Here is a 23157-nt window from a genome sequence, read left to right as displayed (position 1 = left end):
TAGTTGGCGTATGCGACCAGGCCTGGAAGAAGTGCGGGACAAGCAATTCGGGGTATTCACCTCATGGCAGGTGCTATGCGAGTACACCCGCGCGGAGATGCGAACGCTGCTCGACCGAGGCGAATGGGTCCGCGTCTTTCGCGGCGTCTTCCGCGAAGCAACCACCCCACCCTCCGCCCGACTCCGTGTCGAAGCGGCCCGACTATCCATGGGAGTGCCAACCCTTACCGCCGCCTACCACACAGCCGCGGAACTGCACGGTTTCCCGATACCGCACAGCCAACCCACCCACGTACTGGGCATTCAGGATTCACGATCCTGCCGCCTGATCGTGCATCGTGACCATGTCGACCAGGCCGAACTGGAACTGATCCACGGCATAGTCGCCACCAACCCCACCCGAACCGCAATCGACGTAGCTCGCACAGCGCCCCGGCCCGAAGCCCTGGCCACCCTGGAAGCCGCACTCCGCCTGGGCATCTCCCGCACAGCCCTCACCACCGAACTCCAACGCCACCACCGACGCCGCGGCTACACCCAAGCCGCCGAACTGATCCCCCTGGCGGCCTCTCACCTCAAATCGCCCTTCGCCACCCGCCTGCACTGCACGGGACCATCCCGCCTCGCCCTTGGGCCCACGGCATCCCCGGGTGCGCGTCGATGAGGCGCGGCTCAGCAAGCGGCACCTATAGTTCGCCGGGCAGCAACCCCGACCCGATGAGCCGCAGAAATCACCTAGCTTTCGGTGAGATGTCCGTTGTTCATGTGCCAGCGGCGGGTCGCGGTCACCGAGTCGAGCATGCGGCGGTCGTGGGTGACCAGAAGCATTGTGCCTTCGAAGGATTCGATGGCCTGCTCGAGTTGTTCGATGGCGGGTAGGTCGAGGTGGTTGGTCGGTTCGTCGAGCACCAGCAGGTTGACGCCGCGGGCTTGGAGCAGGGCGAGTGCTGCGCGGGTGCGCTCACCGGGAGAGAGGGTTTCGCAGGACCGCAGGACATGTGGGCCGCGCAGACCGAATTTGGCCAGCAGGGTGCGGACATCGGCGTCGGGCCAGTCGGGCATTTCGGCGCTGAAAGTTTCCGCGAGGGCGGCACTTCCGCTGAAGAGCCCGCGCGCCTGGTCGACCTCGCCGATTTCGACGCCGGAGCCCAGTGTGGCAGTTCCGTTGTCCGGCTGGTTTTTTCCGAGCAGCAGAGCCAGGAGTGTGGACTTGCCCGAACCGTTGGCGCCGGTCAGCACGATGCGGTCGGCCCAGTCGACCTGAGTGGTGATCGGCCCGAGCTCGAACTCCCCTCGGGTGAGGGTGGCATTCGACAAAGTGGCGACCACCGAGCCGCTGCGCGGCGCCGCCGCGATGGACATGCGCAGTTCCCACTCCTTGCGCGGCTCCTCGACCACATCCAGACGCTCGATGCGCCGTTGGGTCTGGCGGGCCTTGGCGGCCTGCTTCTCGGTGGATTCGGCGCGCATCTTGCGGCCCGCCTTGTCGGAATCGACCTTCTTGGGGTCGCGGGCCTTTCGGCGAGCATTGCGAACGCCGTGTTCGAGCCAGTTGCGCTGCATTTGGGCGCGGGCCTCGAGCCCGGCCTTGGTGTCGGCGTACTCCTCGTAGGCCTCGCGCGCGTGCTGGCGGGCGATCTCACGCTCCATCAGATACGCCTCGTAGCCGCCGTCGTAGATTCCCACCTGCTGCTGCGCGAGATCGAGCTCGACAATGCGATTCACGGTGCGCGCCAAGAACTCTCGGTCGTGACTGATCACCATCAGCGGCACCCGCACGCCGGTCACGAACTGTTCCAGCCGGGCGAGACCGTCGAGATCCAGATCGTTCGTCGGCTCGTCGAGCAGCAGAATGTCGAACCGGGACAACAGAACCGAAGCGAGTCCGGCGCGGGCCGCTTGGCCGCCGGAGAGGCCGGTCATCGCGGTGTCGAGGCCGTTCGGCAGGCTTTCCGCGAGACCGAGATCCGCCGCGACCTCCTCGGCCCGCTGGTCCAGATCGGCGCCGCCGAGCGCGAGCCAGCGCTCGAGGGCCGGCGAATATTCGTCCGCACCGCCGTCGGCCAAACGCTCTGCCGCGGCATCCATGATCCGCTGTGCTTCGGCGACACCTGTTCGGCGAAGGAGGAATTCGAGCACCGTCTCCCCGGGGATCCGCTCGGGCTCCTGCGCCAAGTACCCGACGGTGGCGTCGGGCGGGGACAGCGTGATGCTGCCGGTGGGTGTCGATCGGTTCGCGAGCATGCGCAGCAGCGTCGACTTGCCCGCCCCGTTCGTGCCGACCAAACCGATCACATCACCCGGCGCGAGGGTGAAATCGAGGTCGTCGAACAGGGTGCGTTCGCCGTGGCCCGCGGAGAGTCCGCGCGCGTGCAGAGTGGTGCTCACCAGCATGAGTCTGCCGTGTCCGTGCCGCACCGGCACCGCGGGGTCTGGTCGGTGCTCGGGGTTGCACCCTGAGTCCGCGGCCTGCGGAAATCAGGGTCGGGATAGGTCATGCGACCGATGTGAAGCGCTGTTTTCCCCGGCAGAGTTGATGCCGTACCGAACATCACCAGAGAGGGAACACAATGACCGCCCCCGCGCCCACCCGCCGACTCACCCGCTCCACCCACGACAAGTGGATCGCCGGCGTCTGCGGCGGCATCGCCGAATACTTCGGCTGGAACGCCAACGTCGTCCGGTTGCTGTTCGTCCTGTCCTGCTTGCTCCCGGGCCCGCAGTTCGTCGTGTATCTGGTGCTGTGGCTGATCATTCCGAAAAAGTGATTGTCCCCAATAATTAGGGCGCGGAGCTGCGTTCGGGACTCGCGGATGACACTATGGACCGGTACCCACCGATCGACCGCCGTGTCACCCACGCGAGTCCCGACCAGGAGGAGTCATGATCACCTCAGGTGAATTCCCGGGCATGGATCTACCCGGCATCGACGCATCCTCCTCCCTGGACGGCCTCGGAGAAGTCGAACTGCACCACCCGACCCAGGACATCGACGGCGACGGCACCCTCGACACCGTCACCACCACCGGCCCCGAGGCCATGCAGGTGTGGACCGACTGGGACCACGACGGCATCGCCGACCAGGTCACCGTGGTCGAGAAGGACGGCGATTACTCCGCGTGGGAGTTCCATCGGCATCCGGACGGGACTTCCGAGTGGGTGCGGACCGATCAGGGGAAGATCGGGCACTAGCCTCTGGTTTGTCGGCCCGGCCCTGTTCTCGGGGTCGGGCCGTACTCATTTCTTCTGCGACGCGTCGACGCTTGGTTGTAGCCGATAGACCCACCCAGTAGATTTCTGCGCATGCGACCTGGGCCGATCGATCCGATGGAACCGGATCCCGCCCGTACGCGTCGAAGGAAGTAAGGCAAGCACTCGGCGCGAGCTGGATCGCCGCCGCACGATCGGACGACAGGACTGGAGGGGCCTTACCGATGACCGATTCGAGCCAGATGTTGGGCGTCAAGACCGGGGAACTCGGTCAGTTCGGCAGCGACCTGCAGCTGTCGGCGGCTGTGGTGACGAACAGCGCCAAGCGGATATCCGACAATATGTTCGGCGACGGGGATGCCGGGCGTAACTACGCGACCCAGGGGAAAGCAATCCACAGCGGGTTGGAAAATGTCGTGAAATGGCTGAAAGCTTGGGGATCGGCCGGTGCGGCCATCGGTGATACGGCGGGTGCGGCCAGCATCGTGTATTCCGATACCGACAAAGAGAATGCGGACAAGACCAAAAATGCTTAGTCATATTCCGAAGCTGGCGGGTTCGAAGGAGTCATAGCATGGCGGATACCACGTCACCCGACATCAGCGGTAAGAATGCCGATGCAATTCTCGATACGGGGTCGTCAGGACTGCAGTTCTTTGCTCAGTTGATCGAGCGTTATAAGAAGGCGTTCGGGCATGATCCGAGTCTGACCTTGAATCAAATCTACGCCAGGTATGACGAACAGCGAGGCATGAACCTGGAAAAGCTGGCCAATACGGCTACCGCTCTCCGTTCATCGCTCAATGAGGTTGATACCCAGTGGGATACGCAGTATGCACTGTCGCAGAAGTTGGACACGATATGGCAGGGGCAGGCGGCTGGAGCCGCGAAGTATATGTTCGGGCAGCAGCTCGCGATGTCCAAGGAGGACCGACGTAAGGCTAGGGCCGCGCTCGATGCGATTACAACCGTAGTGCCGAAGCTTCGGTCGGCGGTTCAATCGAAGGCGGATCACGTCCACGAACTGGCAAGCAGTTCCGGCGAAGTAAAGGTCGACGGCAAGTCGCCCTCGGATATCGACGAGATAATCAAAGGCGCCAATACCGGCTGGTCGGATTTTTCGTGGAAGGATTGGGGTATTGTTGCCGCGGTTGGTGTCGTTACCGTCGGTGCCGGCAGTTCGGCCGCGGCCGGAGTGCTGGGCCTCGATAAGGAATCGACGAAGAAGGTCAGCCGTAAGTGGCTCGACGATGTTTTCAAGAAGAAATTCGAGGACACGCTGACCAACTTCGTGGACAAGTGCAACTCGACCGATACGGCGATCAAAGAGGCGTATCCGTTGCTGGTCAAGGCCATGGAGGATTTGGACAGCAACCCTTATCCACGCCCGCAAGGGACCACCACGGACAAGACGAACAACAATCCCACCAACAACAACTCCACCACGACTTCGTCGACCCCCGGCCCCGGGACGACGACCCCGAGCACGAATACCTCGACGCCGACGACTACAACCACGGCAACGACGCCCAGCGCTGCCACCACGGCGAGCAATCTCCTGTCCGGGCTGTCCTCGCTTACCTCTGCGGCATCGCAATTGACTTCACTCGGTCAGACCGTCGGTCAAGGACTCACCTCTCTGGGCACTTCGATCAAGGACGGGATCGATAATGCGGTGCAGGAGATCGAAAAGATTCTCAACCCGACGAGTACTGAAGACAAAGATGGCGACGGCAAGCCGGATGACAACAGTAAATCGGGTGCCGAGTTCGATTTGGCCGGAAAGCATTTGAAGTTCGAGATGGGCCAGGACGGACAGTTGAAACTCGTCTCGACCGATGCCGACGGAAAGTCGCACGAGTACAGCATGAAGCTGGACGAGAACGGTGCACCGGTTATCTCGGACACCGAGGTCGAGAAGGAAGGCGAAGACCAGGGGGGCGCTTCTTCCTCTGACAACTCGCAGGAGGAGGAGGGCACAGGAAGTCCGGGCACAACCTCCGGCGTGCCTACCGGAACGGGCACCAAGCGGGAAGAGGACGGCGAGCACACGCCCGACCCGGCGCTTACCGGCACCGAGGAAGAGAAACCCGAGCAACCTTTCGATAGTGGGGCGCAACTCGCCGAGGCCGGCCCGCTCTAGCAAGTGGATGCGATTAGTGGAGGTGCACGATGACGAACTACTCGGAAGAGATCGAGCGGATATTCGAAGAGCACGACCGCCGGTCTCGGATGCTGCGCGAGGAACTCGTAGAGATCGAGCAGCGAAGTGCAGAGCGGGGACGCGACTTCGTTGAACAAATGAACGAAGAAATGCGCACGTTCTGGGAAGAACGCGCTGAGGAGTTGGAGAAGGCACAGGCGGAGGCGGACGAGCGAGAACGTCGCGAGACCGAGGCTCGTGCCGAGCAGGAACGCCTGGCTGCCGAGGCACGGGAGCAGCGCGAGGCGATCGCACGGTCGATCGCAGCCCGCAAAGCTCACGATGTCGTCACACCGATCGACGAGGATGACGACCCTGAGTCCGAGTACTACCGCCGCAAGAGCTGGTTGATCTGAGGATTGCCGGGTTCTACCAGCGGTCTTCTTCGGCTTGTCGGAGGCGTTGGGTTGTTTGGTCGATCCAGGTGGTGAAGTGGCTGGTCAGGGCGGTGGGGGTGGTGGGGCGGACGGTTATGTGCTGGGAGCGGTGTTCGGTGTAGCGGCCGTCGTTGGTTATGTCGTGCCATTGGATGGTGGTCAGCGGGGTGGTGAGTTTGTTGGCGGGGCCGGTGTGGAGGAGGGCGGAGCCGCCGCCGTCGGCGGGGCGGTTGAGGAGGCGTTGGTAGCGCTCGCGAGGAGAGTTGCGGGTGACGCTCTCGAGGTGGCTGTTGGGGCGGCCGTAGATGTCGTTGGGGTGGAAGGTGGCGGGTGGGTTGGTGCCCGGGGTGCAGGGAGGGAGGGAGCTGGTGAGTTGGGCGGGGAGGTGATCCACGGGGAAAAGGCGGCAGCGGATGGGGCCATTGGTGCCGCCAAAAGTGGCTTGGGCCAGTGACATGGCGTGGTGGTCGGTGCGGGCGCCGACGATTCGGTAGACGCGGACGCCGCCTGCCGGGTTCTTGTGTTGGGTTGTGCCGCCGAAGATCTGGATGCGAATGGTCGAGGCGGTGAGGGTGTGCAGGGCGAGTTGGATCTCCTCGAGTTCGTCGGCGGAGTAGCGCTCGCGCATGGTGACCCGGTGCGTGTCGAAGTTGTCGCGGTGGGCGAAGCGGCTGGTGAAGCGGAGTGGATTGGGGAAGCGGTCGTTCGCGGGGCTGAACCACAGTGCGGCGAAATCGTCCGGCTCCCAAGTCCATTCAGCCATCTGGAGATTCCAATCGATCGTGCGGGTGGTTCGTGACGGGTGCGGTGCGTCCGTTGCGTTTCTGACCAACAGGTTTCGGCCGCGGTGGGTGCGCCCGCCCGCATGGACGATCCCGGCCTGCGTCGAGCGCGGCCGGAGGGGTGTTGTGCGGCGGTCAGGTGCGGGCCGGCGGGGGCGGGGATTCCGGATCTTCGCCGATCACGCCGCCAGGGAGGGTGCGCGCGATCTCGCCGAGTAGTTCTTCGGTATTGGCGGCGTTGATGAGGTAGTCCGGTATCTGGTGGGTGCTGTCCTCATCGGACTTGCCGCGGCCCGCGCCGGCGCCCATACCGCCCATTCCCATTCCGCTGCGTCCGGTCGAGGTGGATGTAGTGGCCGCTGCCGCAGCGGGATTGGTCGTAGTTGTCGTGGGCGTGCCGGATACGGTGCGGCCGGGACTCGGCGACGTCGAGGTGGAACTGCCTGGCGAGCCGGGCGAACCCGTGCCGATCGGGGTGGAACTCGGGGTTGTCGCGGTGCTCGGCGTTGTCGCGGTTGTGGTGCCCGGTGTCGTCGTAGTCGGTGTCGTCGACGCCGTGCTGCTCGGGTTCGTCGAGCTAGAGCTGGTATCTGTCGGGTTGGTGTCGGTGGACGTGGTCTCCTCGGGAGACTTGCCCTCGGATTCGGTCCCATCCTTGGTCTCACCGCCAGTCGAGGTGCCGCCCGTCGGGCCCCCGGAGGTCCCGCCGGGACCGGACGATCCCGGTTCGTTGCCGCCGGATTTGATCGGCCCGGAGATGTCCAGTGGATTGGTCGGGTCGAGTGCGGTGGGCAGCACGGGAACTCGTCCGTCGAACTCGGCGAATTTGTTCACGTAGTTGGTGAGCATGGCGTTGCGTGCGCCAGCGGTCGCCTCGTTCTTGGTGTTTTCTTCTTCGTGGGCGCGGGGCGGCCAGACGTTCGCGGTCCAGGAGTGGTGGTTGGCTTCCGGAATTCCGTTGGCGACGTTGCGGACTCCGTCGGCGGCGGATTCCATGTCGTTCGACATCTGGGTGATCAATGGCGTCAGCTCGTGGGCGCTGGTGACGTAGCGGTTGATCGCGTCTTTGGCTTTATCTGCGGCCGAGCCTTCCCATGCTTCGGCGATCGAGCCCTGGACGGATCGAGCGAAAGTCTCCAGCCCCTGGTCCCATTGGGTGGCCACGTTGGAGTAGGTCATGGCCGCACCGTGGGCATTCTTCGGATCCAGCGGTTTGAAGGCTTCCTCGATTTCGGTACGTTCCCAATGGAATACGTTCTCCCCGTGCGGGGGGATTCTCGTGGGCTCATTGCCTGACATTGAATCGCCCTTCTTTACAGACCCGGCCAGGAGAAGATCTTCGGCGTCGCCGGGGCGTGCTGCGGCAGGTTGTCCTTCGAGTCCTTGTGCCGTGCTGCCTGGTCGGTATCGGCACCGGCAATGCGTTCGCGGACAGCGCGGAACAGGGTCTGGAAAACGGACCCGGCCACGAGCTTCCCCCTGCCGACCATGTGGTCCTCCCCGGTCGCCGGATGTCGATGACATCGAACAGGGCCGGACCGGCTCCCCGCCCCCAATTCAGCTGGATCGACCGTACCGAGCGGTCGACCACCGTGCAAGCGCCCCACAACCGAGTTCCACTGGTCCTCCACGGCCCGTAGTCCGGTTGAACCACCCGGAATGCCAACGGCCCGTTGACAGTCCGCAGTCCGCGGCCCTACCGTTAAATCGGAATCGGATTCCGGTTCCGTCAACTGATCGATAGGACCCTCATGACCACCCACTGGACCCTCCCGCGAATCCTCGTCGGCGCCGTCCTCCTCAACACCCTCATCGGCCCCCTCCTCGCCGACCTGGTCATCCCCGACATCGCCGACCTGCACCTGCACAACCCGGCCTGGCCCCCACATGCCAAATTCCACGACGCCCAATACATCGGCATGGGCACACTCATCGGCGCGATCGGGCTGGTGGTCCTATGGCAGCGAAGGGGGAACCTGCGCGCCCAGTTCTATCTGGCTGCCGCACTCGGATCGGTCACCTGGCTGGCCATGTTCGGCGCGCTGCTCTTCCCCGGTACCGCAGCCCAGGATCCGGAGCACGCCGCCGAAGCGACCAGGGTCATCGGCATGGACCCGCAACTGTTCATTGCGTTGGTGATGCTGATCGCCTTGGCGGTAGCGATCGTCGTCGAGCGCACCCGCGCACCGATCCGGGTCTAACCTACGACCGGCAGACAGGGAGATAGATGACCGACCCGAACACCCGCAAACTCCGCACCGACGCCGCCCGCAATCGCGACCAGGTCCTCGCAACCGCGACGGCACTGTTCGCCGAACGCGGTGATGAAGTGCAAATGGCCGATGTGGCACGCGCGGCCGGGGTCGGGGTCGGCACCATCTATCGTCATTTCCCGACTCGCCGCGCCCTGATCGAGGCGGCTGCTGAGCAGCGTTTCGCCGGGATTCTCGAGCATGTGCGCCGCACCTGCCTGCCGAATCCGGATACGCGGCAGGCACTGGCCGGTTTCCTCGGCCATGTCGCCGAAGTGCACGAGCAGGGGCGTGCACTGTCCGGCACCATCGAATCGATGCTCGGCGACACCGAACCGCGCGGTACGGTACGCGACGACCTGGCCGAACTCGGGGCGGAACTGCTGGCCAGGGGGCGAGGCGACGGCAGTATTCGCGCGGATGCGACCGTCGCCGACCTCTATATGATCGTCGGCGCGGTCGCCACGATCAGCCGCGACGGATTCGGCGATTGGCGGCGGTTCATCGAACTCGCGCTCGACGGCCTCCGGCCATGATCACTTGCGCAACAACTGCGCGAGTTGCATGACCGAGAGCTTCGGCTTCTCCTCTTCGCGCGGCGCTTCCGGATCGACAACCGTGGCGTGCGGGATTGCCGCTTCCGGATCGGAAAACGCCGCGTATGTCTTATCGCGCAACAGTTTGTGCAGCAGAAACCCGGTGAGCAGCGCCCGCGTCGTCCGCGCGGTCTTGGCTTCGTGTTTGCCTACCCCCAACGCCGCCAGCGCGCGACGTCCTTCGACAATGCCGTTGTGCGACGCCCCGTCGACCGCCCGCAGCACCACCGGCCCGGCCCACGCGGCGGTCAGCGGGATCGCATTCGAGCTGACCGATTCGATATCGGTCGCCCCTGCCAACACCAACGCGGGTGTGTCGATATCCGGTGCGATGGTCTCGGCGGTCGGCGCGGTCGGCGCTGGATAGAGGGCGGCAACCGCGGCGACGCGACGCTGTCCGGCGGCGATCACCGCGGCGCCCGCGCCCATGCCGTGCCCGGCCAGTGCCAGCCGGTCCGGATACACGCTGATAGCACCGTCACCGAGCCGGACGCTGGTGCAGATATCGAGCGTGGTGAGCAGATCGGTGGCCAATCCGAGGTGTGACGGAATCGGCCCGCGCTCGGTATCCGGGGCCGCGGCCACAAAACCCCAGGACGCCAGGTGTTCGAGCGTGGCGCGATAGTTGGCGGCGCCGGTCAGCCAGCCGTGGCCGAATGCGACCGCGGGTAGATTCAGTCCGGACTCCGGGGTGAACACCACCCCGGGCTGACCGGCGATGGCGAGATTGCCACGCAGTACGCGGTGGGGTCCCCGGCTGGTCAGGGTGCTCAGGAGTGATTTCACAGACGCCGACACGACGTGAACGTTATCCGATAAGTACTCTGGTGAGCCATGTGCGGAATCGTGGGGTACGTCGGGTACCGGGACGCTCTCGGCGTTGTCGTTGACGCGTTGCGCCGCATGGAATATCGAGGATACGACTCCGCGGGCGTCGCGATCCTGGATGGCACGGGCGTGTTGGCGGTGGAACGCAAGGCGGGCAAACTGGCCAATCTCGAGGCCGAACTCGCCGAGGTGGGGGCCGACCACTTCGCGGGCACCACCGGCATGGGACACACTCGCTGGGCCACCCACGGCGCGCCGACCGACCGCAACGCCCATCCGCACCGCGACATCACCAACAAGGTGGCCGTGGTGCACAACGGCATCATCGAGAACTTCGCCCCGCTGCGCCGGGAGCTCGAAGACGCCGGCGTCGAGCTGAGCAGTGACACCGACACCGAAGTCGCCGTGCACCTAGTGGCGCGCGCGTACGCCGAAGGCCCCACCGCGGGTGATTTCGCGGCGAGCGCGCTGGCCGTGCTTCGCCGGTTGGAGGGTGCGTTCACGCTGGTCTTCACCCATGCCGACCATCCGGACGTCATTGTCGCCGCGCGCCGCTCGACGCCGCTGGTCGTCGGTGTCGGCAAAGGCGAGATGTTCATCGCCTCCGATGTCACCGCATTCATCGAGCACACCCGCGAGGCCGTCGAACTCGGCCAGGACCAGGCCGTCGTGATCACCGCCGACACCTACGCGGTCACCGACTTCGCGGGCAATGACGGATCGGCGCGTACTCGCCCGTTCACCATCGACTGGGATCTGGCCGCCGCCGAGAAGGGCGGGCACGACTTCTTCATGCTGAAGGAGATCGAGGAACAGCCCGCCGGTGTCGCCGACACGCTGATCGGCCACTTCACTCACGACGAGGCCGGTGGCCGGATCGTGCTGGACGAGCAGCGCCTCGCCGATCAGGAACTGCGCGACTTCGACAAGGTATTCGTCGTCGCCTGCGGCAGTTCCTATCACGCCGGACTGTTGGCCAAGTACGCGATCGAGCACTGGACCCGGCTGCCCGTCGAGGTCGAGCTGGCCAGCGAATTCCGTTATCGCGACCCGGTTTTGGACCGGTCCACGCTGGTGGTGGCGATCTCGCAGTCGGGTGAGACCGCCGACACGCTCGAGGCGGTGCGGCACGCGAAGGAGCAGAAGGCGCGCGTGCTCGCCATCTGCAATACCAATGGCGCACAGATTCCGCGCGAGTCCGATGCGGTGCTCTACACCAGGACCGGACCGGAGATCGGCGTCGCGTCCACCAAGGCGTTCCTGGCGCAGGTGGCCGCGAACTACCTGGTCGGGCTGGCCCTGGCGCAGGCGCGCGGCACCAAGTATCCGGATGAGGTGGCCCGCGAGTTCGCCGAACTCGAGGCGATGCCGCACCTGGTGCAGCAGGTACTGGAGACCGCGCCGCAGGTGCGCGCGATCGCCAGGGAACTGGCGCATGTGCCGACCGTGCTGTTCCTCGGCCGCCACGTCGGCTATCCGGTGGCGCTGGAGGGTGCGCTCAAGCTCAAGGAACTCGCGTACATGCACGCCGAGGGATTCGCGGCGGGTGAGCTCAAGCACGGCCCGATCGCGCTGATCGAGGAGGGGCTGCCGGTGATCGTCGTCATGCCCTCACCCAAGGGGCGCGCGGTACTGCACTCGAAGCTGCTGAGCAATATCCGTGAGATCCAGGCCCGCGGCGCCCGCACCATCGTGATCGCCGAGGAGGGCGACGACACGGTGCGCCCGTTCGCCGACGATCTCATCGAAATCCCTTCGGCGCCAACGCTTTTCCAGCCCTTGCTGTCGACCGTTCCGCTGCAGATCTTCGCCGCCGAGGTGGCTCAGGCGCGCGGCTACGACATCGACAAGCCCCGCAACCTGGCGAAGTCCGTCACCGTCGAATAGCGCCTGGTCGATCTACTCAACGCGCCGTCCCCCGCCCGACCGGTCCGGCTCTCGCGAGCTTGCCTGCAGACTTCACTGGTGCCGGAGCTTACGGGGCGCTCGGTGGAGAGAGCTGGCGTGGCTTGTTCGGCAGGGCGGCTTGGTAGATCTATCGCGCGGTGAGGCGGTCGGCAGGGGACGGCTCCGCTGTGACATCCGGGTGCCGGTGGTGTGCTGCGACGTGGGTTCGGCGGGACAGTCGTAACCGGCGAGCGCCGCCGGTTACGAGGGCTGCCCGGCCGTTACCAGGGATTCGGTTGGCTCGCTTGATGTTTCGGCACCGCGACGTTCGAGATTGCCCGACGGGAATGCCAAGCCGAGCGCACTCACGACCAGGACGACCCCGACCCAGTTGGGTGCGGTGTACCCGTATTCCGCGGCGATGACGACGCGCCGAGCCATGCGGAGATCGCGTTGCCGAGGTTGAATGCGTGGTCTGAATCGAGCCTGTGCGGCTCACTCGGTGCGCGGGTTGATCGGCGAATGCCGTCGCACCGCTATTCGACGGTGACGGTCCCGCGCATCTGGGGGTGCAGGGAGCACAGGTAGCGGTAGGTGCCGGGGGCGAAGAAGGTGTAGCTCCATTCGCCTTTGTCGAAGATCGGGCTGTTGATGCCCATGGCCTTATCGCCGATGCCCTGGACGGTGTGCGGAACGGAGTCCTTGAATTTCCAGGTCACGGTCTCGCCGACCTTGACGGTGACCTCGGCGGGCGAGAACTTCATATCCGTGACGTCGACGGTGACGGCGGCGGGTTTCGAATCGCCGGACTTGGTGGTCGTCGGCTGGCCTGCCTTCGCGGTGGTCGACGCGGCGGTCGAGCTCGTATCGCTGGAGCCGCAGCCCGCCAGCAGTAGTGTCGCGGCCAGGACGAATCCGGTTGCGATCCGGGTGGACATCGCGCGGCGCACCATCGGCATGACGGCCAAGCGTAGTCTGCTGACGGTGCGGGCTCGCGCGGCACCATGGTGTCGCCGCTCCGGCGTATCCCGTACGAGCGGAACCGCAGTGCCCGATCGACACAGTGGAGGCGAGCGTCCATGTCCAGCCAGCGAGGCTATTTCACCGCCGATGAAGTGCGCGCGGCCGAGGCCGAGCTGTTCACCCGTGTCCCCGAGGGCATGCCCATGCATCGGGCGGCCTACGGATTGGCGACGGTGGTCGCGAGCGAGTTGCGTGCGCGGACCGGCGGCATCGCGGGCAGGTCGGTGCTGCTGCTCGTTGGCTCCGGCGATAACGGCGGCGACGTGCTCTGGGCCGGATCAATGCTGCGTCGCCGCGGCGTCGCCGTGTCCGCTCTGCTGCTGAATCCGGAACGCGCCCACGCGAAAGGCCTTGCCGCACTGCGCAAGGCGGGTGGCAGGATCCGAACTGCGGCGGATGTATTGCGTGCCGATGATGCGAGCTCGGCCACGTCAGGCGACGCCGGATCGATTCCCGCCGGGGCGGGTGGCGCGACGAGGGCAAGTTCCCTTGGACGGGGCGCGGTCGGGTCGAGTCCCGTCGGATCGGCTGGCGTCGCCGAGCTGAGCTCTGCCGGATCGAGCTCTGCCGGATCGAGCAGCGGTGCACCAATTCTCGATGAAACTGGTTTCGGCGCACCCGACCTGGTGATCGATGGCATCGTCGGCATCTCCGGCCGCGGACCGCTGCGTCCGATGGCGGCGGAAATCGTTGCCGCTCTGGATGTTCCGATCATCGCCGCCGACCTGCCGAGCGGGGTCGATCCGGACACCGGCGCGGTGACCGGGCCCGCTGTCCGAGCCGAGGTTACGGTCGCATTCGGCGCTTACAAACCGGTACATGCCTTGGCCGCGCCCTACTGCGGCCGAATCGAATTGGTGCCCATCGGTTTACGGCTACCCGAAGCGAATCTCGCAGCGCTGGAACCTGCGGAGATCGGTGCGCGGTGGCCGATCCCGGGGCACACAGACGACAAATACACCCAGGGCGTCACCGGCATCTGCGCGGGCAGCGCGACCTATCCCGGCGCAGCCGTGCTGTGCACCGGCGCGGCCGTCGCGGCCACCTCCGGTATGGTCCGCTACGCCGGAACCGGCGCGGCGGAGGTCCTCGATCATTTCCCCGAAGTCATTGCCGCCCAGGATATCTCGTCCACGGGCCGAGTGCAGGCCTGGGTATTCGGCCCCGGCGCGGGCACCGACACCGACGCCCGCAAACGACTCGCCGAAATCCTCGCCACCGACCTTCCCGTCGTCGTCGACGCCGACGGCCTCACCTTGCTCGCCGCCGACCCCGACCTGGTCCGCGGCCGCACCGCCCCGACCGTATTGACCCCGCACGCAGGCGAATTCGCCCGTCTGGCCGGGCAAGAAGTCGGCCAGGACCGGGTGGCCGCCGTTCGCGAACTCGCCGAATCCTGGCAACTCACCGTTCTGCTCAAAGGCCGAGCCACCCTCGTCGCCACGCCGGGGCGCCGTGTACTCGTCAACGAAGCAGGGGGTTCCTGGGCCGCCACCGCCGGTGCGGGTGACGTCCTCTCCGGCATCATCGGCGCCCTCCTCGCTGCGGGCTACGATCCCGCCTGGTCCGCCGCCGCTGCCGCCCGCGTCCACGCCCTCGCCGCCAACCTCGCCGCCCACGAAAACCACCCTTCCGCAGCCCCCACTTCCGCATCACCGCTCCTCGACCACGTGCGTCCGGCAATCCGAACTCTGCGCACGCTTGCGGCAAAGTGACGTGTGCTGCCCTGGGCCGCCCTTTTGCCGCATCGACGCCCCTGCGAGACGCGCTGGTCTCGGCAACAGGCGGCCGTCCGGAGCATCCGAGTCCTACCTGCGCTGGCCTCCGAGCGCCCCTGCTCCGCCCCTCGCCGCTGGGCCATGAACCGACGCCCTCGCGCGAGTCAGGTGCCGAATGGCAGGATCAATAAGCGTGGAGGCGCAAGTGGAGACGGTTATCGATCTGGATGCCATTGCCCACAACGTGCGGATCCTGCGTGAATATGCGGGGGATGCGGCGGTGATGGCGGTGGTCAAGGCCGACGGCTACAACCACGGCGCCGTCGAGGTCGGGCGGGCCGCGCTGGCGGCCGGTGCGGTGGAACTCGGGGTCACCACGGTCACCGAGGCGGTGCAGCTGCGCACCGCCGGAATTGCCGCCCCGATCCTGTGCTGGCTCAATAATTCCGATGCCGACTTCGGCGCCGCGGTCGAGCACGATATCGAGATCGGCGTCTCCTCCCTGGAGCACCTGCGGGCGATCGAGGCCGTGGCGCGCGCCTCCGGCCGGACGGCCATCGTCTCGCTCAAGGTCGACTCCGGCCTCAACCGCAACGGCATCGCGCCGCTCGAGTACCCGGAGGTACTCGCGGCCCTGCGCACGCTGGTGGACGAACAGGTGGTGCGGTTCCGCGCGATCTTCTCCCACCTCGCACACGCCGACGAGCCGGAACACCCCTTTCTCGACGTCCAGCGCGACCGCTTCGTCGAGGCCGTAGCCGCCGCCAAGGAATACGGCCTCGAACCGGAACTGGTCCACCTCGCGAATTCGGCCGCCACGCTCACCCGCCCGGATCTGGCTTTCGATATGGTCCGTCCCGGTATCGCGATGTACGGCCTGACTCCGATACCCGAACTCGGCGAGTTCGGCCTGCGGCCCGCGATGACCTTTCAAGCGCGAGTCGCCCTGGTCAAAGAGGTCGCCGCCGGTGAGGGCGTCTCCTACGGCCACCAGTGGATCGCTCCGCACGACACCACCGTCGCCCTGATCCCCGCCGGATACGCCGACGGTGTGTTCCGTCCGTTGAGCAACCGCTTCGCGGTGTGGCTCGGTGGCGAATTGCGCCCCAACGTCGGTCGCATCTGCATGGACCAATTCGTCGTCGATCTGGGCGACAATGCCGCGGGCGTCGTCGAGGGCGACACCGCGATCCTGTTCGGCGCGGACCAACCGCGCGCCCAGGACTGGGCAGATCTGCTCGGCACCATCCACTATGAGATCGTGTGCTCCCCACACGGCCGAGTGGTGCGGCGCCACGTAGGGGGAATTCGATGAGAACAGTCGTCCGCGGCGGTTTGGCAACCGCCGGTGTGGTCGGCGCGCTGGCGGGCGCCCATGCCCTGCGTCGCATCGGCGCCCGGGTGCTCTGGCCAGCTCGCGTCGATGAATACCGCGACGAGAACTTCGACCTGCTCGACGAGGACCGCTCCGGCGCGGTGCTCACCGAAGACGGTGTGCGCCTTGCCACCCGGGAATGCGGCCCGCCCGACGCCCCGGTCACCGTGATCTTCGTGCACGGCTTCTGCAACACCATGGAGTCGTACCACTTCCAGCGCCGTGATCTGGAAAAGCGTTGGGGCACAAGCGCTCGCCTGGTCTTCTTCGATCTGCGCGGCCACGGCCGCTCCGGCACCCCGACCACCGACAGCTGCACCGTCGCCCAACTGGGGCGCGATCTGGCGGCCGTCATCGAGGCGACCGCTGCGACCGGGCCGGTCATACTGGTCGGTCATTCGCTCGGCGGCATGGCGGTGCTCGCCGCGGCGGCGCAGTTCCAGGAGTTGTTCGCGGCACGGGTGATCGGGATCGGTCTGCTCTCGACCGCCGCGGCCGAGGTCACCTCGGCGGGCATCGCGCAGCTGCTGCGCAACCCGGCGGTCGACGGTTTCCGCTTGGCCGTGCACACCGCGCCCGCGTTGGTGCAGGCCGGGCGCAGCACTGTCCGGCATGTGATCACGCCGATACTGCACGTCAGCTCGTTTCACGGACACGTCAGCCCAACACTGTCGCGCTTCACGACGCTCATGATCGACCGCACGCCCGTCGAAACGATCGTGAAATTCCTGAAGGCCTTCGAACTGCACGACGAATCTGCCGCGCTGCCGACGCTCGCGGACCTGCCGGTGCTGGTGCTCGGCGGCGCGCACGATGTCGTCATCCCGTTCCGCAATTCGCGGGCGCTGGCACGCGAATTGCCCGAGAGCGAACTCGTCCGACTCGATGACGCCGCGCATATGGCGCATATGCAATTCCCGGATCTCGTCAATGCCGCACTCGACCGGCTGCTCGTGCGTGCGGGCGTCATCGACGACACTCGATCAACCGCGGAGGTCGCCGGTGGCTGAACGGCAGCAACGGATTCTGCCCACGGTCGCCGACACGGAGGCCTTCGGGCGCGAACTCGCCGCCGGTCTGGGCGCGGGTGATCTGGTGGTGCTCGACGGACCGCTCGGGGCGGGCAAAACCGCACTGACTCGCGGTATCGCCGAGGGCCTCGGTGTGCAGGGCCGGGTCAGCTCACCGACCTTCATCATCGCCCGCCAGCACCGGGCCGGACAGCGCCAGGGCGCCGCGCCGGTACCGCTGGTGCATGTGGACGCGTACCGACTCGGCGGCGATCTGGACGAATTGGACGCCCTGGATCTCGACACCGATCTGCATCAGGCGGTCGTGGTGGTGGAGTGGGGCAAGGGTGTCGTGGAACACCTCGCCGAGCGGCACCTGTACGTGTTGCTCTCGCGCGAACCGAATTCCGAAGTCCGCACCGCGATCTGGGAATGGGTCGGATAGGTCGCGCGGAGGCCCCTTGACCAGGGTGCCGTAACTACCGAGTAGCTCCGCACCACGCCCAGGTACCACCCGGTATCGTTGGGCCAATCATGCTTGTACTAGCCGTCGACACCGCGACACCCGCCGTAACGGCGGGATTGGTGGAACTGGAGCAGGCCGCACCCGGCACCGTCGCCCCGGCGCGGGTGCGCACCGTCGCCGCTCGGGTCCGGGTCGACGCTCGCGCTCACGCCGAGGTGCTCACTCCGCAAATCCTCGAATGCCTCTCGGAGGCAGATCGTTCCAGGGCCGATATCGAGGCCGTCGTGGTCGGCATCGGGCCGGGGCCGTTCACCGGACTGCGCGTCGGCATGGCGACCGCCGCCGCCTTCGGTGACGCGCTCGGCGTCCCGGTCTACGGTGTGTGCAGCCTCGACGCGATCGCCGCCGACGCGATGCTCGAACCGTCGCTGCTGCCGGACATCACACCCGAGAGCGAACTGCTCGTGGTCACCGACGCGCGCCGCCGCGAGGTTTACTGGGCCCGCTACCGTGACGGATATCGCATCGAGGGCCCTGAGGTGAGCAAGCCCGGTGACCTGGATCCCGTACAGGCCACCATGATCGCCGGTTCCGCCTCGCACGTCGACTTGTTCGACCTACCCGTGCTCCCGGCCGAAACCCCGTCACCCGCCGGTCTGGTGCGGGTCGCCGCTGCCGAACTGCTCGCGCGCGCCGTTCCGGAACCGTTGATCCCGCTGTACCTGCGCAGACCGGATGCGGTGGAACGGAGCTACCGCACGCTCGACCGGACGGGAGCGTGACGGCCATGGAGCCCGACCGGAGGTCCAAGGGGCGAAGCGGACCCGTGACTCGCATCGAGCCCATGGACGTCGCCGATATCGAGCGCTGTGTCGAACTCGAGCAGTTGTTGTTCCCGGAGGACGATCCGTGGCAGGCGGTGTCCTTCCACTCTGAACTGGCCGGACCGCACAACCGCTATATCGTCGCGCGCGACGAGGCCGGGCGAATGGTCGGCTATGCGGGTATCGCGCTGCTCGGTGATGCCGAACACCCCGAGGCCGAGGTGCACACCATCGGCGTCGATCCAGGCTGCCATCGCGGGGGTGTCGGCACGATGCTGCTGGAGGCGCTGCTCGCCGAGGCGGGTAAGCGCGGCGGGCCGGTCTTCCTAGAGGTGCGCACCGATAACACCCCCGCCATCGCGCTCTACGCCAAGCACGGCTTCCACATCATCGGGCTGCGCAAGAACTACTACCACCCGAGCGGCGCCGACGCGTACACCATGCGCAGACCGGAACTAGCAGCGAACCCGGCCTGGCGCCCGCAGCCGGCCGAATCGGCACAACCGAACGAGGTGCTTTCGTGATCGTCATGGGTATCGAAAGTTCCTGTGACGAAACGGGAGTCGGCATCGTGCGCCGCCACCCCGACGGGACCTGTGAACTGCTCGCCGACGAGGTCGCCTCCAGTGTCGAGCAGCACGCCCGCTTCGGCGGCGTGGTCCCGGAGATCGCCTCGCGCGCACATCTCGAGGCCATCGTGCCCGCGATGCGCCGAGCGCTGGCCGCCGCGGGCATCAGTAAGCCCGATGCACTCGCGGTGACCATCGGACCCGGACTGGCCGGTGCGCTGCTGGTCGGCGTCGCGGCCGCGAAAGCCTATGCGGCAGCGTGGGATGTGCCGTTCTACGCACTGAACCATCTCGGTGGACACGTCGCGGTGGACACCCTCGAACACGGTCCGATGCCGCCGTGCGTCGCGCTGCTGGTCTCCGGCGGGCACACGCATTTGCTGCACGTCACCGATCTGGCCGAGCCGATCGTCGAACTGGGCAGCACCGTCGACGACGCGGCGGGCGAAGCCTTCGACAAGGTCGCCCGGCTACTCGGCCTCGGCTTCCCAGGCGGACCCGCTCTGGATGCCGCTGCGGCGCACGGCGATCCGAAGGCCATCGCCTTCCCCCGCGGCATGACCGGCCCGCGCGACGCCCGCTACGACTTCTCCTTCTCCGGCCTCAAAACCGCCGTGGCCCGCTACGTCGAGGCGGCCCAGCGCAACGGCTTCACCGCCGCTGAACTGCCGATCCCGGACATCGCGGCATCGTTCCAGGAGTCGGTCGCCGACGTACTCACCATGAAGGCGGTACGTGCCGCCCAGGACGTCGGCGTGCAGACCCTGGTCCTCGGCGGCGGCGCCACCGCCAACTCCAGAATCCGCTCGATGGCCGAAGATCGCTGCGCCGCAGCCGGATTGCGCCTGCGCGTCCCCAAACCCCGCCTGTGCACCGACAACGGCGTAATGATCGCCGCCCTCGGCGCCCACGTAATCGCAGGCGGCGCAACCCCATCCCCCCTGACCGTCGCCACCGACCCCGGCCTCCCGGTCTCCGTCAGCCAAGTCTAGGGGAGCGCGGAGGCAATCAAGATCAGGTGGCACTGAGGGCGGTCATCTCTCGCATTTTGCCGCCATGGTTTCCACGTGATCATTCGACCAGCCGGGCGCGCCTGGTGGGGGTGGGGGAAACTGTGGATGGGGGTGTGGTGGGGGAGTGAGTTCTTGGGGCGAGTTGTTTGCCGTGGTTTCCTGGCTGTGATGGGCGCGTGGTGTGCCGTACGCGGCTTACCTCCCGCAGTCAGGTGGGCAGGCGGTGGCTTCCAGCGCGGTCGACTGGCTGTGGTTGCGTTGTCGGAAGTTTGCCGAGGGTAGTCGAATGGGGGCTGTGGGTGGGATTCTGAGCAACCATTCGACTACCTCGCCGGGTGAGCTGCGTCTGGATGGTGGCAGCACATGAATTGCTCCGGCTCCCGAACCACCCTGTCTGCCTGGGTTTCAGTCGTGCGGTCCGACCAACTGCCCCGACAGCCCCGCGCTCGATCCAGAATTCGCCTTGGGTGGGAATGGAATCCGCGATTGCGCGGGCGTCTGCGGGGGACCCAGTTGCGGCGGCGCTGACGCCGGACCGCGGTCTTGGCCCGACGACCCGGCACCCGGCGAATTCGGATTTCCGAACAGCGGTCCGAGCAACTCGGGGAACGGAATCGGCGGCAGGTTCGGATCCGGGCGCAGCGTCGGCGCGGACGGGGTGGTCCCGACGGGCGACGAGGCGGTCGAGGTGGCCGGTTGGCCGCGGTCCGGAGTGAGCGAGGGGATATTGGCGCCGGAGGGGCGGTTGGTGCTCTCCCGGTTCGGGCCGGTGGTCGAACTGCCCGCACCGGTCGGTGGCACCACCGTCACCGGCGCCGTGGGTAGTTGGGCACTGCTGGTGGTGCCCGCGGGGGAGATCTCGTCGTCCCCGGTCGGTGCGAAGGTCTTCACCCCGTAGCCGATGACCAGCCCGACCACCACGATCGCACCCGCCAGCGTGCCGACGACCTTGGTGAAGGTACCGACCGGCGCGTCGGCGGCGCCGACGACCGGGAATACCGACGGCTGCACCGAATCCGCCACCAGCGCGGCGCCTTTCGCGATCACCGCCTCCGGATCGTCGATGGTGTGCACCGGAATGTCGAGCGCGCGTTCGAGGGTGGACAGGACGGCCGGAATATTGGCCCCGCCGCCGATCACGATGACGGCCTGCGGAAACGTGGGCGCCCGCGCGAAAACCGCGGCGACGAAAACGGCGGTCTCGCGCAGCAGATCCGAGATCAGTTCCTCGAAGTCGGCCCTGGTCAGCTTGAGCGGCTGCCCGGCGACATGATCGATGGTCACGGCGGGCGCGATCGATAGGTGTTCCTTGGCGGCGCGGCCGCGGTTGGTCAGCATGCCTCGGTTGGGGCGGGTGCCGCGCCGGGCGTAGTGCAGATCGACGAGGTGGTGATAGATCAGCTCGTCGATGGCGTTGCCGCTGATCGCCGCGGTGCGCTCGGTACGCAGGACGGTGGAGTCGGCTTGGTCGGCCACGGTGACGCTGAGACCGGTCGCGCCGAGGTCGACGATGGCGACCGTCTCGTAGCGGTCCACGAGTCCGGTGTGCCGCAAATACGTAAGTGCCGCAGTACCTTCCGGAACCAGCCGCAGATCGCGCTGTTTGCCGGTGGCCGACCGGATCACCTGCGCCTGCTCTTTACTGCGATAAGCGACCGCGACGCTGGTGGGCGGGCGACCGGCGGCGGAATCGACACCGACCGATTTCGCGCCGGCGAAGCGCGCGCCGACCGGATGCGTCGGAAAGGCCACGTCATAGGAGAGCTGCGTGGTCGGAAGCTGGGTGGTCATGAGCTCGATCGAGGACGCGACGAGATCGCCGAGATCGGAGTGGGCCGCGTCCGCGGAAACCACTCGATAGTCGAAACTCTGCGCGCCGTTGGACGCGGTAGCGACCAGCGCCGAGCACACGACCTCGTTACCGGCCGATATGCCGAGGGATGTTCGCATGTCACCTCCCTTCGAGCGGATGGTCATGGTGTCGCCGACCATCTCGAATGGACAGCCGGACAGCTCGCGTGGATGGCGAGCGATCCGGACGCGGGACCGGGCCGACCCGTTGTCCGGATGGGTCGCTGGGTCGGCCATGGATCACGTGTGGTCTTGCCCTCTGGTGAAGCTTCTTGTTTGAAAACGCTGGTGTCGTGACGCTGGTACTGACGTTGATCTTGCTCTTGCGGAGCGGGTATTGCTCTGTGGCACTGGGTGTTTCGTGACGCTTGGTGCTCCCCCCACGGCGCCGGTTCGTGACGAACACGGCGAGCGGAGCACGACCGTCGTCAATACTGTCACAATCCGTTATCCGAACGTTACAGATTTGCCGAAGTCTTGGGAAGCCCTCAGACATCTGGGCGTGGCGTGGCGCACGCGTGTCGGAAAATGACACGCATAGGCGGGGACCAACGGTTTTGGCACCGTCCAACCTTGAGCGCTGGCACTCTCATGTATAGAGTGCTAGTCGGCACTGTGTGATGTGCGTGTGCCAGTTCGACTACTGAGCAGGGGTCCCGGCACCCGCGACGACGGGGCTGATGCGCAGGGTCGAGTTCGAGTGACCGTCGGCGACTGCTGCGGGTCGCTCGATACAAACCGATACCGATGGTCCGGGACAACAGTTCCGGACGACCGTAAATCCCCTGAAAGTGGAGGGCTCAACGTGGCGAGCGTGAACATCAAGCCGCTCGAGGACAAGATCCTCGTCCAGGCCAACGAGGCCGAGACGACGACGGCCTCCGGCCTGGTCATCCCCGACACGGCGAAGGAGAAGCCGCAGGAGGGCACCGTCATCGCCGTCGGCGAAGGACGCGTCACCGACAAGGGTGACCGCATCCCGGTCGACGTCAAGGAAGGCGACGTCGTCATCTACAGCAAGTACGGCGGCACCGAGATCAAGTACCAGGGCGAGGAGTACCTCATCCTGTCGGCGCGCGACATCCTGGCCGTCGTCACCAAGTAGCCGATAGGCACATGCGTTCCGCCCCGGTGTCTTTCGCGACCCGGGGCGGAGTGCGTTCGGCCCAGAAC

25 protein-coding genes are annotated in these 23157 nt (G+C 66.4%); 17 read left to right on the top strand and 8 right to left on the bottom strand.

Translation table 11 applies throughout. From position 1 onward, the window contains the following. Nucleotides 1-10: 10 nt before the first annotated feature. The gene (locus ACQPZ2_RS39840; protein WP_433523103.1) at nucleotides 11-664 is read left to right on the top strand and encodes a hypothetical protein; all 654 of its coding nucleotides are present in this window, start codon (nucleotides 11-13) and stop codon (nucleotides 662-664) included. A 71-nt stretch (nucleotides 665-735) separates the two neighbouring features. Here the strand turns inward: ACQPZ2_RS39840 and ACQPZ2_RS39835 are convergent, their stop codons facing one another. Further along, nucleotides 736-2394 carry an ABC-F family ATP-binding cassette domain-containing protein gene (locus tag ACQPZ2_RS39835; protein ID WP_433523102.1) on the bottom strand — a complete coding sequence of 553 codons (1659 nt, stop codon included), beginning with the start codon at nucleotides 2392-2394 and terminating at the stop codon, nucleotides 736-738. A 176-nt stretch (nucleotides 2395-2570) separates the two neighbouring features. Between ACQPZ2_RS39835 and ACQPZ2_RS39830 the strand changes: the two genes are divergently transcribed. From ACQPZ2_RS39830 to ACQPZ2_RS39810, 5 genes are all read left to right on the top strand, one after another. After that, entirely contained in the window at nucleotides 2571-2768 is a 198-nt protein-coding gene (locus ACQPZ2_RS39830) for a PspC domain-containing protein (protein ID WP_040686696.1), read from the top strand. Between the two features lie 115 nt (nucleotides 2769-2883). After that, nucleotides 2884-3192: a DUF6802 family protein gene (locus ACQPZ2_RS39825; protein ID WP_040686697.1), complete on the top strand. Its 309-nt coding sequence runs from the start codon at nucleotides 2884-2886 to the stop codon at nucleotides 3190-3192. Between the two features lie 242 nt (nucleotides 3193-3434). After that, nucleotides 3435-3746, top strand: coding sequence for a hypothetical protein (locus ACQPZ2_RS39820; RefSeq protein ID WP_063039077.1), 312 nt, complete (start codon nucleotides 3435-3437; stop codon nucleotides 3744-3746). Between the two features lie 38 nt (nucleotides 3747-3784). Continuing rightward, entirely contained in the window at nucleotides 3785-5353 is a 1569-nt protein-coding gene (locus ACQPZ2_RS39815) for a hypothetical protein (RefSeq protein ID WP_433523101.1), read from the top strand. 29 nt (nucleotides 5354-5382) lie between these two features. Beyond that, the gene (locus tag ACQPZ2_RS39810; RefSeq protein ID WP_063039073.1) at nucleotides 5383-5769 is read left to right on the top strand and encodes a hypothetical protein; all 387 of its coding nucleotides are present in this window, start codon (nucleotides 5383-5385) and stop codon (nucleotides 5767-5769) included. Between the two features lie 13 nt (nucleotides 5770-5782). Here the strand turns inward: ACQPZ2_RS39810 and ACQPZ2_RS39805 are convergent, their stop codons facing one another. The 3 genes from ACQPZ2_RS39805 to ACQPZ2_RS39795 all read right to left on the bottom strand — a co-directional run bounded on the left by ACQPZ2_RS39805 (nucleotide 5783) and on the right by ACQPZ2_RS39795 (nucleotide 8062). Further along, nucleotides 5783-6553, bottom strand: coding sequence for an ESX secretion-associated protein EspG (locus ACQPZ2_RS39805; RefSeq protein ID WP_433523100.1), 771 nt, complete (start codon nucleotides 6551-6553; stop codon nucleotides 5783-5785). 154 nt (nucleotides 6554-6707) lie between these two features. After that, entirely contained in the window at nucleotides 6708-7871 is a 1164-nt protein-coding gene (locus ACQPZ2_RS39800; RefSeq protein WP_433523099.1) for a WXG100 family type VII secretion target, read from the bottom strand. 14 nt (nucleotides 7872-7885) lie between these two features. Further along, the gene (locus tag ACQPZ2_RS39795) at nucleotides 7886-8062 is read right to left on the bottom strand and encodes a hypothetical protein (RefSeq protein ID WP_433523098.1); all 177 of its coding nucleotides are present in this window, start codon (nucleotides 8060-8062) and stop codon (nucleotides 7886-7888) included. 261 nt (nucleotides 8063-8323) lie between these two features. On the opposite strand from ACQPZ2_RS39795, the gene ACQPZ2_RS39790 reads away from it, so the two are divergent. Next, entirely contained in the window at nucleotides 8324-8773 is a 450-nt protein-coding gene (locus ACQPZ2_RS39790; RefSeq protein WP_433523097.1) for a DUF6640 family protein, read from the top strand. A gap of 26 nt (nucleotides 8774-8799) precedes the next feature. Beyond that, on the top strand, nucleotides 8800-9360 hold the full coding sequence (locus tag ACQPZ2_RS39785; protein WP_433523096.1) for a TetR/AcrR family transcriptional regulator: 561 nt from the start codon (nucleotides 8800-8802) through the stop codon (nucleotides 9358-9360). Here ACQPZ2_RS39785 and ACQPZ2_RS39780 read toward each other — a convergent pair whose 3' ends face one another. Then, entirely contained in the window at nucleotides 9361-10218 is an 858-nt protein-coding gene (locus tag ACQPZ2_RS39780) for a dienelactone hydrolase family protein (protein ID WP_433523095.1), read from the bottom strand. A 36-nt stretch (nucleotides 10219-10254) separates the two neighbouring features. On the opposite strand from ACQPZ2_RS39780, the gene glmS reads away from it, so the two are divergent. Continuing rightward, entirely contained in the window at nucleotides 10255-12135 is a 1881-nt protein-coding gene (glmS, locus tag ACQPZ2_RS39775) for a glutamine--fructose-6-phosphate transaminase (isomerizing) (protein ID WP_433523094.1), read from the top strand. A 261-nt stretch (nucleotides 12136-12396) separates the two neighbouring features. On the opposite strand, the gene ACQPZ2_RS39770 is transcribed toward glmS, so the two are convergent. Together ACQPZ2_RS39770 and ACQPZ2_RS39765 are read right to left on the bottom strand one after the other, a co-directional pair. Further along, on the bottom strand, nucleotides 12397-12576 hold the full coding sequence (locus ACQPZ2_RS39770) for a hypothetical protein (protein ID WP_433523093.1): 180 nt from the start codon (nucleotides 12574-12576) through the stop codon (nucleotides 12397-12399). 95 nt (nucleotides 12577-12671) lie between these two features. Further along, nucleotides 12672-13094: a cupredoxin domain-containing protein gene (locus tag ACQPZ2_RS39765; protein WP_433523092.1), complete on the bottom strand. Its 423-nt coding sequence runs from the start codon at nucleotides 13092-13094 to the stop codon at nucleotides 12672-12674. A gap of 120 nt (nucleotides 13095-13214) precedes the next feature. Between ACQPZ2_RS39765 and ACQPZ2_RS39760 the strand changes: the two genes are divergently transcribed. From ACQPZ2_RS39760 to tsaD, 7 genes are all read left to right on the top strand, one after another. Next, nucleotides 13215-14873: an NAD(P)H-hydrate dehydratase gene (locus ACQPZ2_RS39760; RefSeq protein WP_433523091.1), complete on the top strand. Its 1659-nt coding sequence runs from the start codon at nucleotides 13215-13217 to the stop codon at nucleotides 14871-14873. A 178-nt stretch (nucleotides 14874-15051) separates the two neighbouring features. Continuing rightward, nucleotides 15052-16191, top strand: a complete 1140-nt coding sequence (gene alr, locus ACQPZ2_RS39755) for an alanine racemase (RefSeq protein WP_433523090.1) — start codon at nucleotides 15052-15054, stop codon at nucleotides 16189-16191. Next, nucleotides 16188-17261, top strand: a complete 1074-nt coding sequence (locus ACQPZ2_RS39750; protein ID WP_433523089.1) for an alpha/beta fold hydrolase — start codon at nucleotides 16188-16190, stop codon at nucleotides 17259-17261. Before alr ends, ACQPZ2_RS39750 begins: the two co-directional genes overlap by 4 nt. Next, on the top strand, nucleotides 17254-17706 hold the full coding sequence (gene tsaE, locus ACQPZ2_RS39745) for a tRNA (adenosine(37)-N6)-threonylcarbamoyltransferase complex ATPase subunit type 1 TsaE (protein WP_062983010.1): 453 nt from the start codon (nucleotides 17254-17256) through the stop codon (nucleotides 17704-17706). The genes ACQPZ2_RS39750 and tsaE overlap by 8 nt, the downstream gene beginning before the upstream one ends. Before the next feature lie 89 nt (nucleotides 17707-17795). Then, entirely contained in the window at nucleotides 17796-18509 is a 714-nt protein-coding gene (gene tsaB, locus ACQPZ2_RS39740) for a tRNA (adenosine(37)-N6)-threonylcarbamoyltransferase complex dimerization subunit type 1 TsaB (protein ID WP_433523088.1), read from the top strand. A gap of 62 nt (nucleotides 18510-18571) precedes the next feature. After that, nucleotides 18572-19075 carry a ribosomal protein S18-alanine N-acetyltransferase gene (gene rimI, locus ACQPZ2_RS39735; protein ID WP_433527645.1) on the top strand — a complete coding sequence of 168 codons (504 nt, stop codon included), beginning with the start codon at nucleotides 18572-18574 and terminating at the stop codon, nucleotides 19073-19075. Further along, entirely contained in the window at nucleotides 19072-20112 is a 1041-nt protein-coding gene (gene tsaD / locus ACQPZ2_RS39730; RefSeq protein WP_433523087.1) for a tRNA (adenosine(37)-N6)-threonylcarbamoyltransferase complex transferase subunit TsaD, read from the top strand. Before rimI ends, tsaD begins: the two co-directional genes overlap by 4 nt. Before the next feature lie 426 nt (nucleotides 20113-20538). On the opposite strand, the gene ACQPZ2_RS39725 is transcribed toward tsaD, so the two are convergent. Next, nucleotides 20539-22083, bottom strand: coding sequence for an Hsp70 family protein (locus ACQPZ2_RS39725; RefSeq protein ID WP_433523086.1), 1545 nt, complete (start codon nucleotides 22081-22083; stop codon nucleotides 20539-20541). A 706-nt stretch (nucleotides 22084-22789) separates the two neighbouring features. Here ACQPZ2_RS39725 and groES point away from each other — a divergent pair. Continuing rightward, nucleotides 22790-23089: a co-chaperone GroES gene (gene groES / locus ACQPZ2_RS39720; protein ID WP_040686722.1), complete on the top strand. Its 300-nt coding sequence runs from the start codon at nucleotides 22790-22792 to the stop codon at nucleotides 23087-23089. The last annotated feature ends 68 nt before the right edge of the window (nucleotides 23090-23157 follow it).

It is taken from the genome of Nocardia pseudovaccinii (assembly GCF_050942345.1).
Lineage (GTDB): Bacteria > Actinomycetota > Actinomycetes > Mycobacteriales > Mycobacteriaceae > Nocardia > Nocardia pseudovaccinii.
Note: the sequence above shows the minus strand (reverse complement) of the source record. Positions and strands in the feature narration are given on the sequence as shown.

Excerpts from the sequence above, each read along its gene's own strand:
- ACQPZ2_RS39765 (WP_433523092.1), bottom strand. The coding sequence starts at position 13,094 with ATGCCGATGGTGCGCCGCGCGATGTCCACCCGGATCGCAACCGGATTC.
- glmS (WP_433523094.1), top strand. The coding sequence starts at position 10,255 with ATGTGCGGAATCGTGGGGTACGTCGGGTACCGGGACGCTCTCGGCGTT.
- ACQPZ2_RS39835 (WP_433523102.1), bottom strand. The coding sequence starts at position 2,394 with ATGCTGGTGAGCACCACTCTGCACGCGCGCGGACTCTCCGCGGGCCAC.
- ACQPZ2_RS39815 (WP_433523101.1), top strand. The coding sequence starts at position 3,785 with ATGGCGGATACCACGTCACCCGACATCAGCGGTAAGAATGCCGATGCA.
- ACQPZ2_RS39820 (WP_063039077.1), top strand. The coding sequence starts at position 3,435 with ATGACCGATTCGAGCCAGATGTTGGGCGTCAAGACCGGGGAACTCGGT.
- ACQPZ2_RS39790 (WP_433523097.1), top strand. The coding sequence starts at position 8,324 with ATGACCACCCACTGGACCCTCCCGCGAATCCTCGTCGGCGCCGTCCTC.
- ACQPZ2_RS39810 (WP_063039073.1), top strand. The coding sequence starts at position 5,383 with ATGACGAACTACTCGGAAGAGATCGAGCGGATATTCGAAGAGCACGAC.
- ACQPZ2_RS39805 (WP_433523100.1), bottom strand. The coding sequence starts at position 6,553 with ATGGCTGAATGGACTTGGGAGCCGGACGATTTCGCCGCACTGTGGTTC.
- ACQPZ2_RS39825 (WP_040686697.1), top strand. The coding sequence starts at position 2,884 with ATGATCACCTCAGGTGAATTCCCGGGCATGGATCTACCCGGCATCGAC.
- ACQPZ2_RS39785 (WP_433523096.1), top strand. The coding sequence starts at position 8,800 with ATGACCGACCCGAACACCCGCAAACTCCGCACCGACGCCGCCCGCAAT.
- ACQPZ2_RS39795 (WP_433523098.1), bottom strand. The coding sequence starts at position 8,062 with ATGGTCGGCAGGGGGAAGCTCGTGGCCGGGTCCGTTTTCCAGACCCTG.
- ACQPZ2_RS39770 (WP_433523093.1), bottom strand. The coding sequence starts at position 12,576 with ATGGCTCGGCGCGTCGTCATCGCCGCGGAATACGGGTACACCGCACCC.
- rimI (WP_433527645.1), top strand. The coding sequence starts at position 18,572 with ATGGACGTCGCCGATATCGAGCGCTGTGTCGAACTCGAGCAGTTGTTG.
- ACQPZ2_RS39725 (WP_433523086.1), bottom strand. The coding sequence starts at position 22,083 with ATGCGAACATCCCTCGGCATATCGGCCGGTAACGAGGTCGTGTGCTCG.
- ACQPZ2_RS39750 (WP_433523089.1), top strand. The coding sequence starts at position 16,188 with ATGAGAACAGTCGTCCGCGGCGGTTTGGCAACCGCCGGTGTGGTCGGC.
- ACQPZ2_RS39800 (WP_433523099.1), bottom strand. The coding sequence starts at position 7,871 with ATGTCAGGCAATGAGCCCACGAGAATCCCCCCGCACGGGGAGAACGTA.
- ACQPZ2_RS39830 (WP_040686696.1), top strand. The coding sequence starts at position 2,571 with ATGACCGCCCCCGCGCCCACCCGCCGACTCACCCGCTCCACCCACGAC.
- ACQPZ2_RS39840 (WP_433523103.1), top strand. The coding sequence starts at position 11 with ATGCGACCAGGCCTGGAAGAAGTGCGGGACAAGCAATTCGGGGTATTC.
- alr (WP_433523090.1), top strand. The coding sequence starts at position 15,052 with ATGGCAGGATCAATAAGCGTGGAGGCGCAAGTGGAGACGGTTATCGAT.
- tsaB (WP_433523088.1), top strand. The coding sequence starts at position 17,796 with ATGCTTGTACTAGCCGTCGACACCGCGACACCCGCCGTAACGGCGGGA.
- ACQPZ2_RS39760 (WP_433523091.1), top strand. The coding sequence starts at position 13,215 with ATGTCCAGCCAGCGAGGCTATTTCACCGCCGATGAAGTGCGCGCGGCC.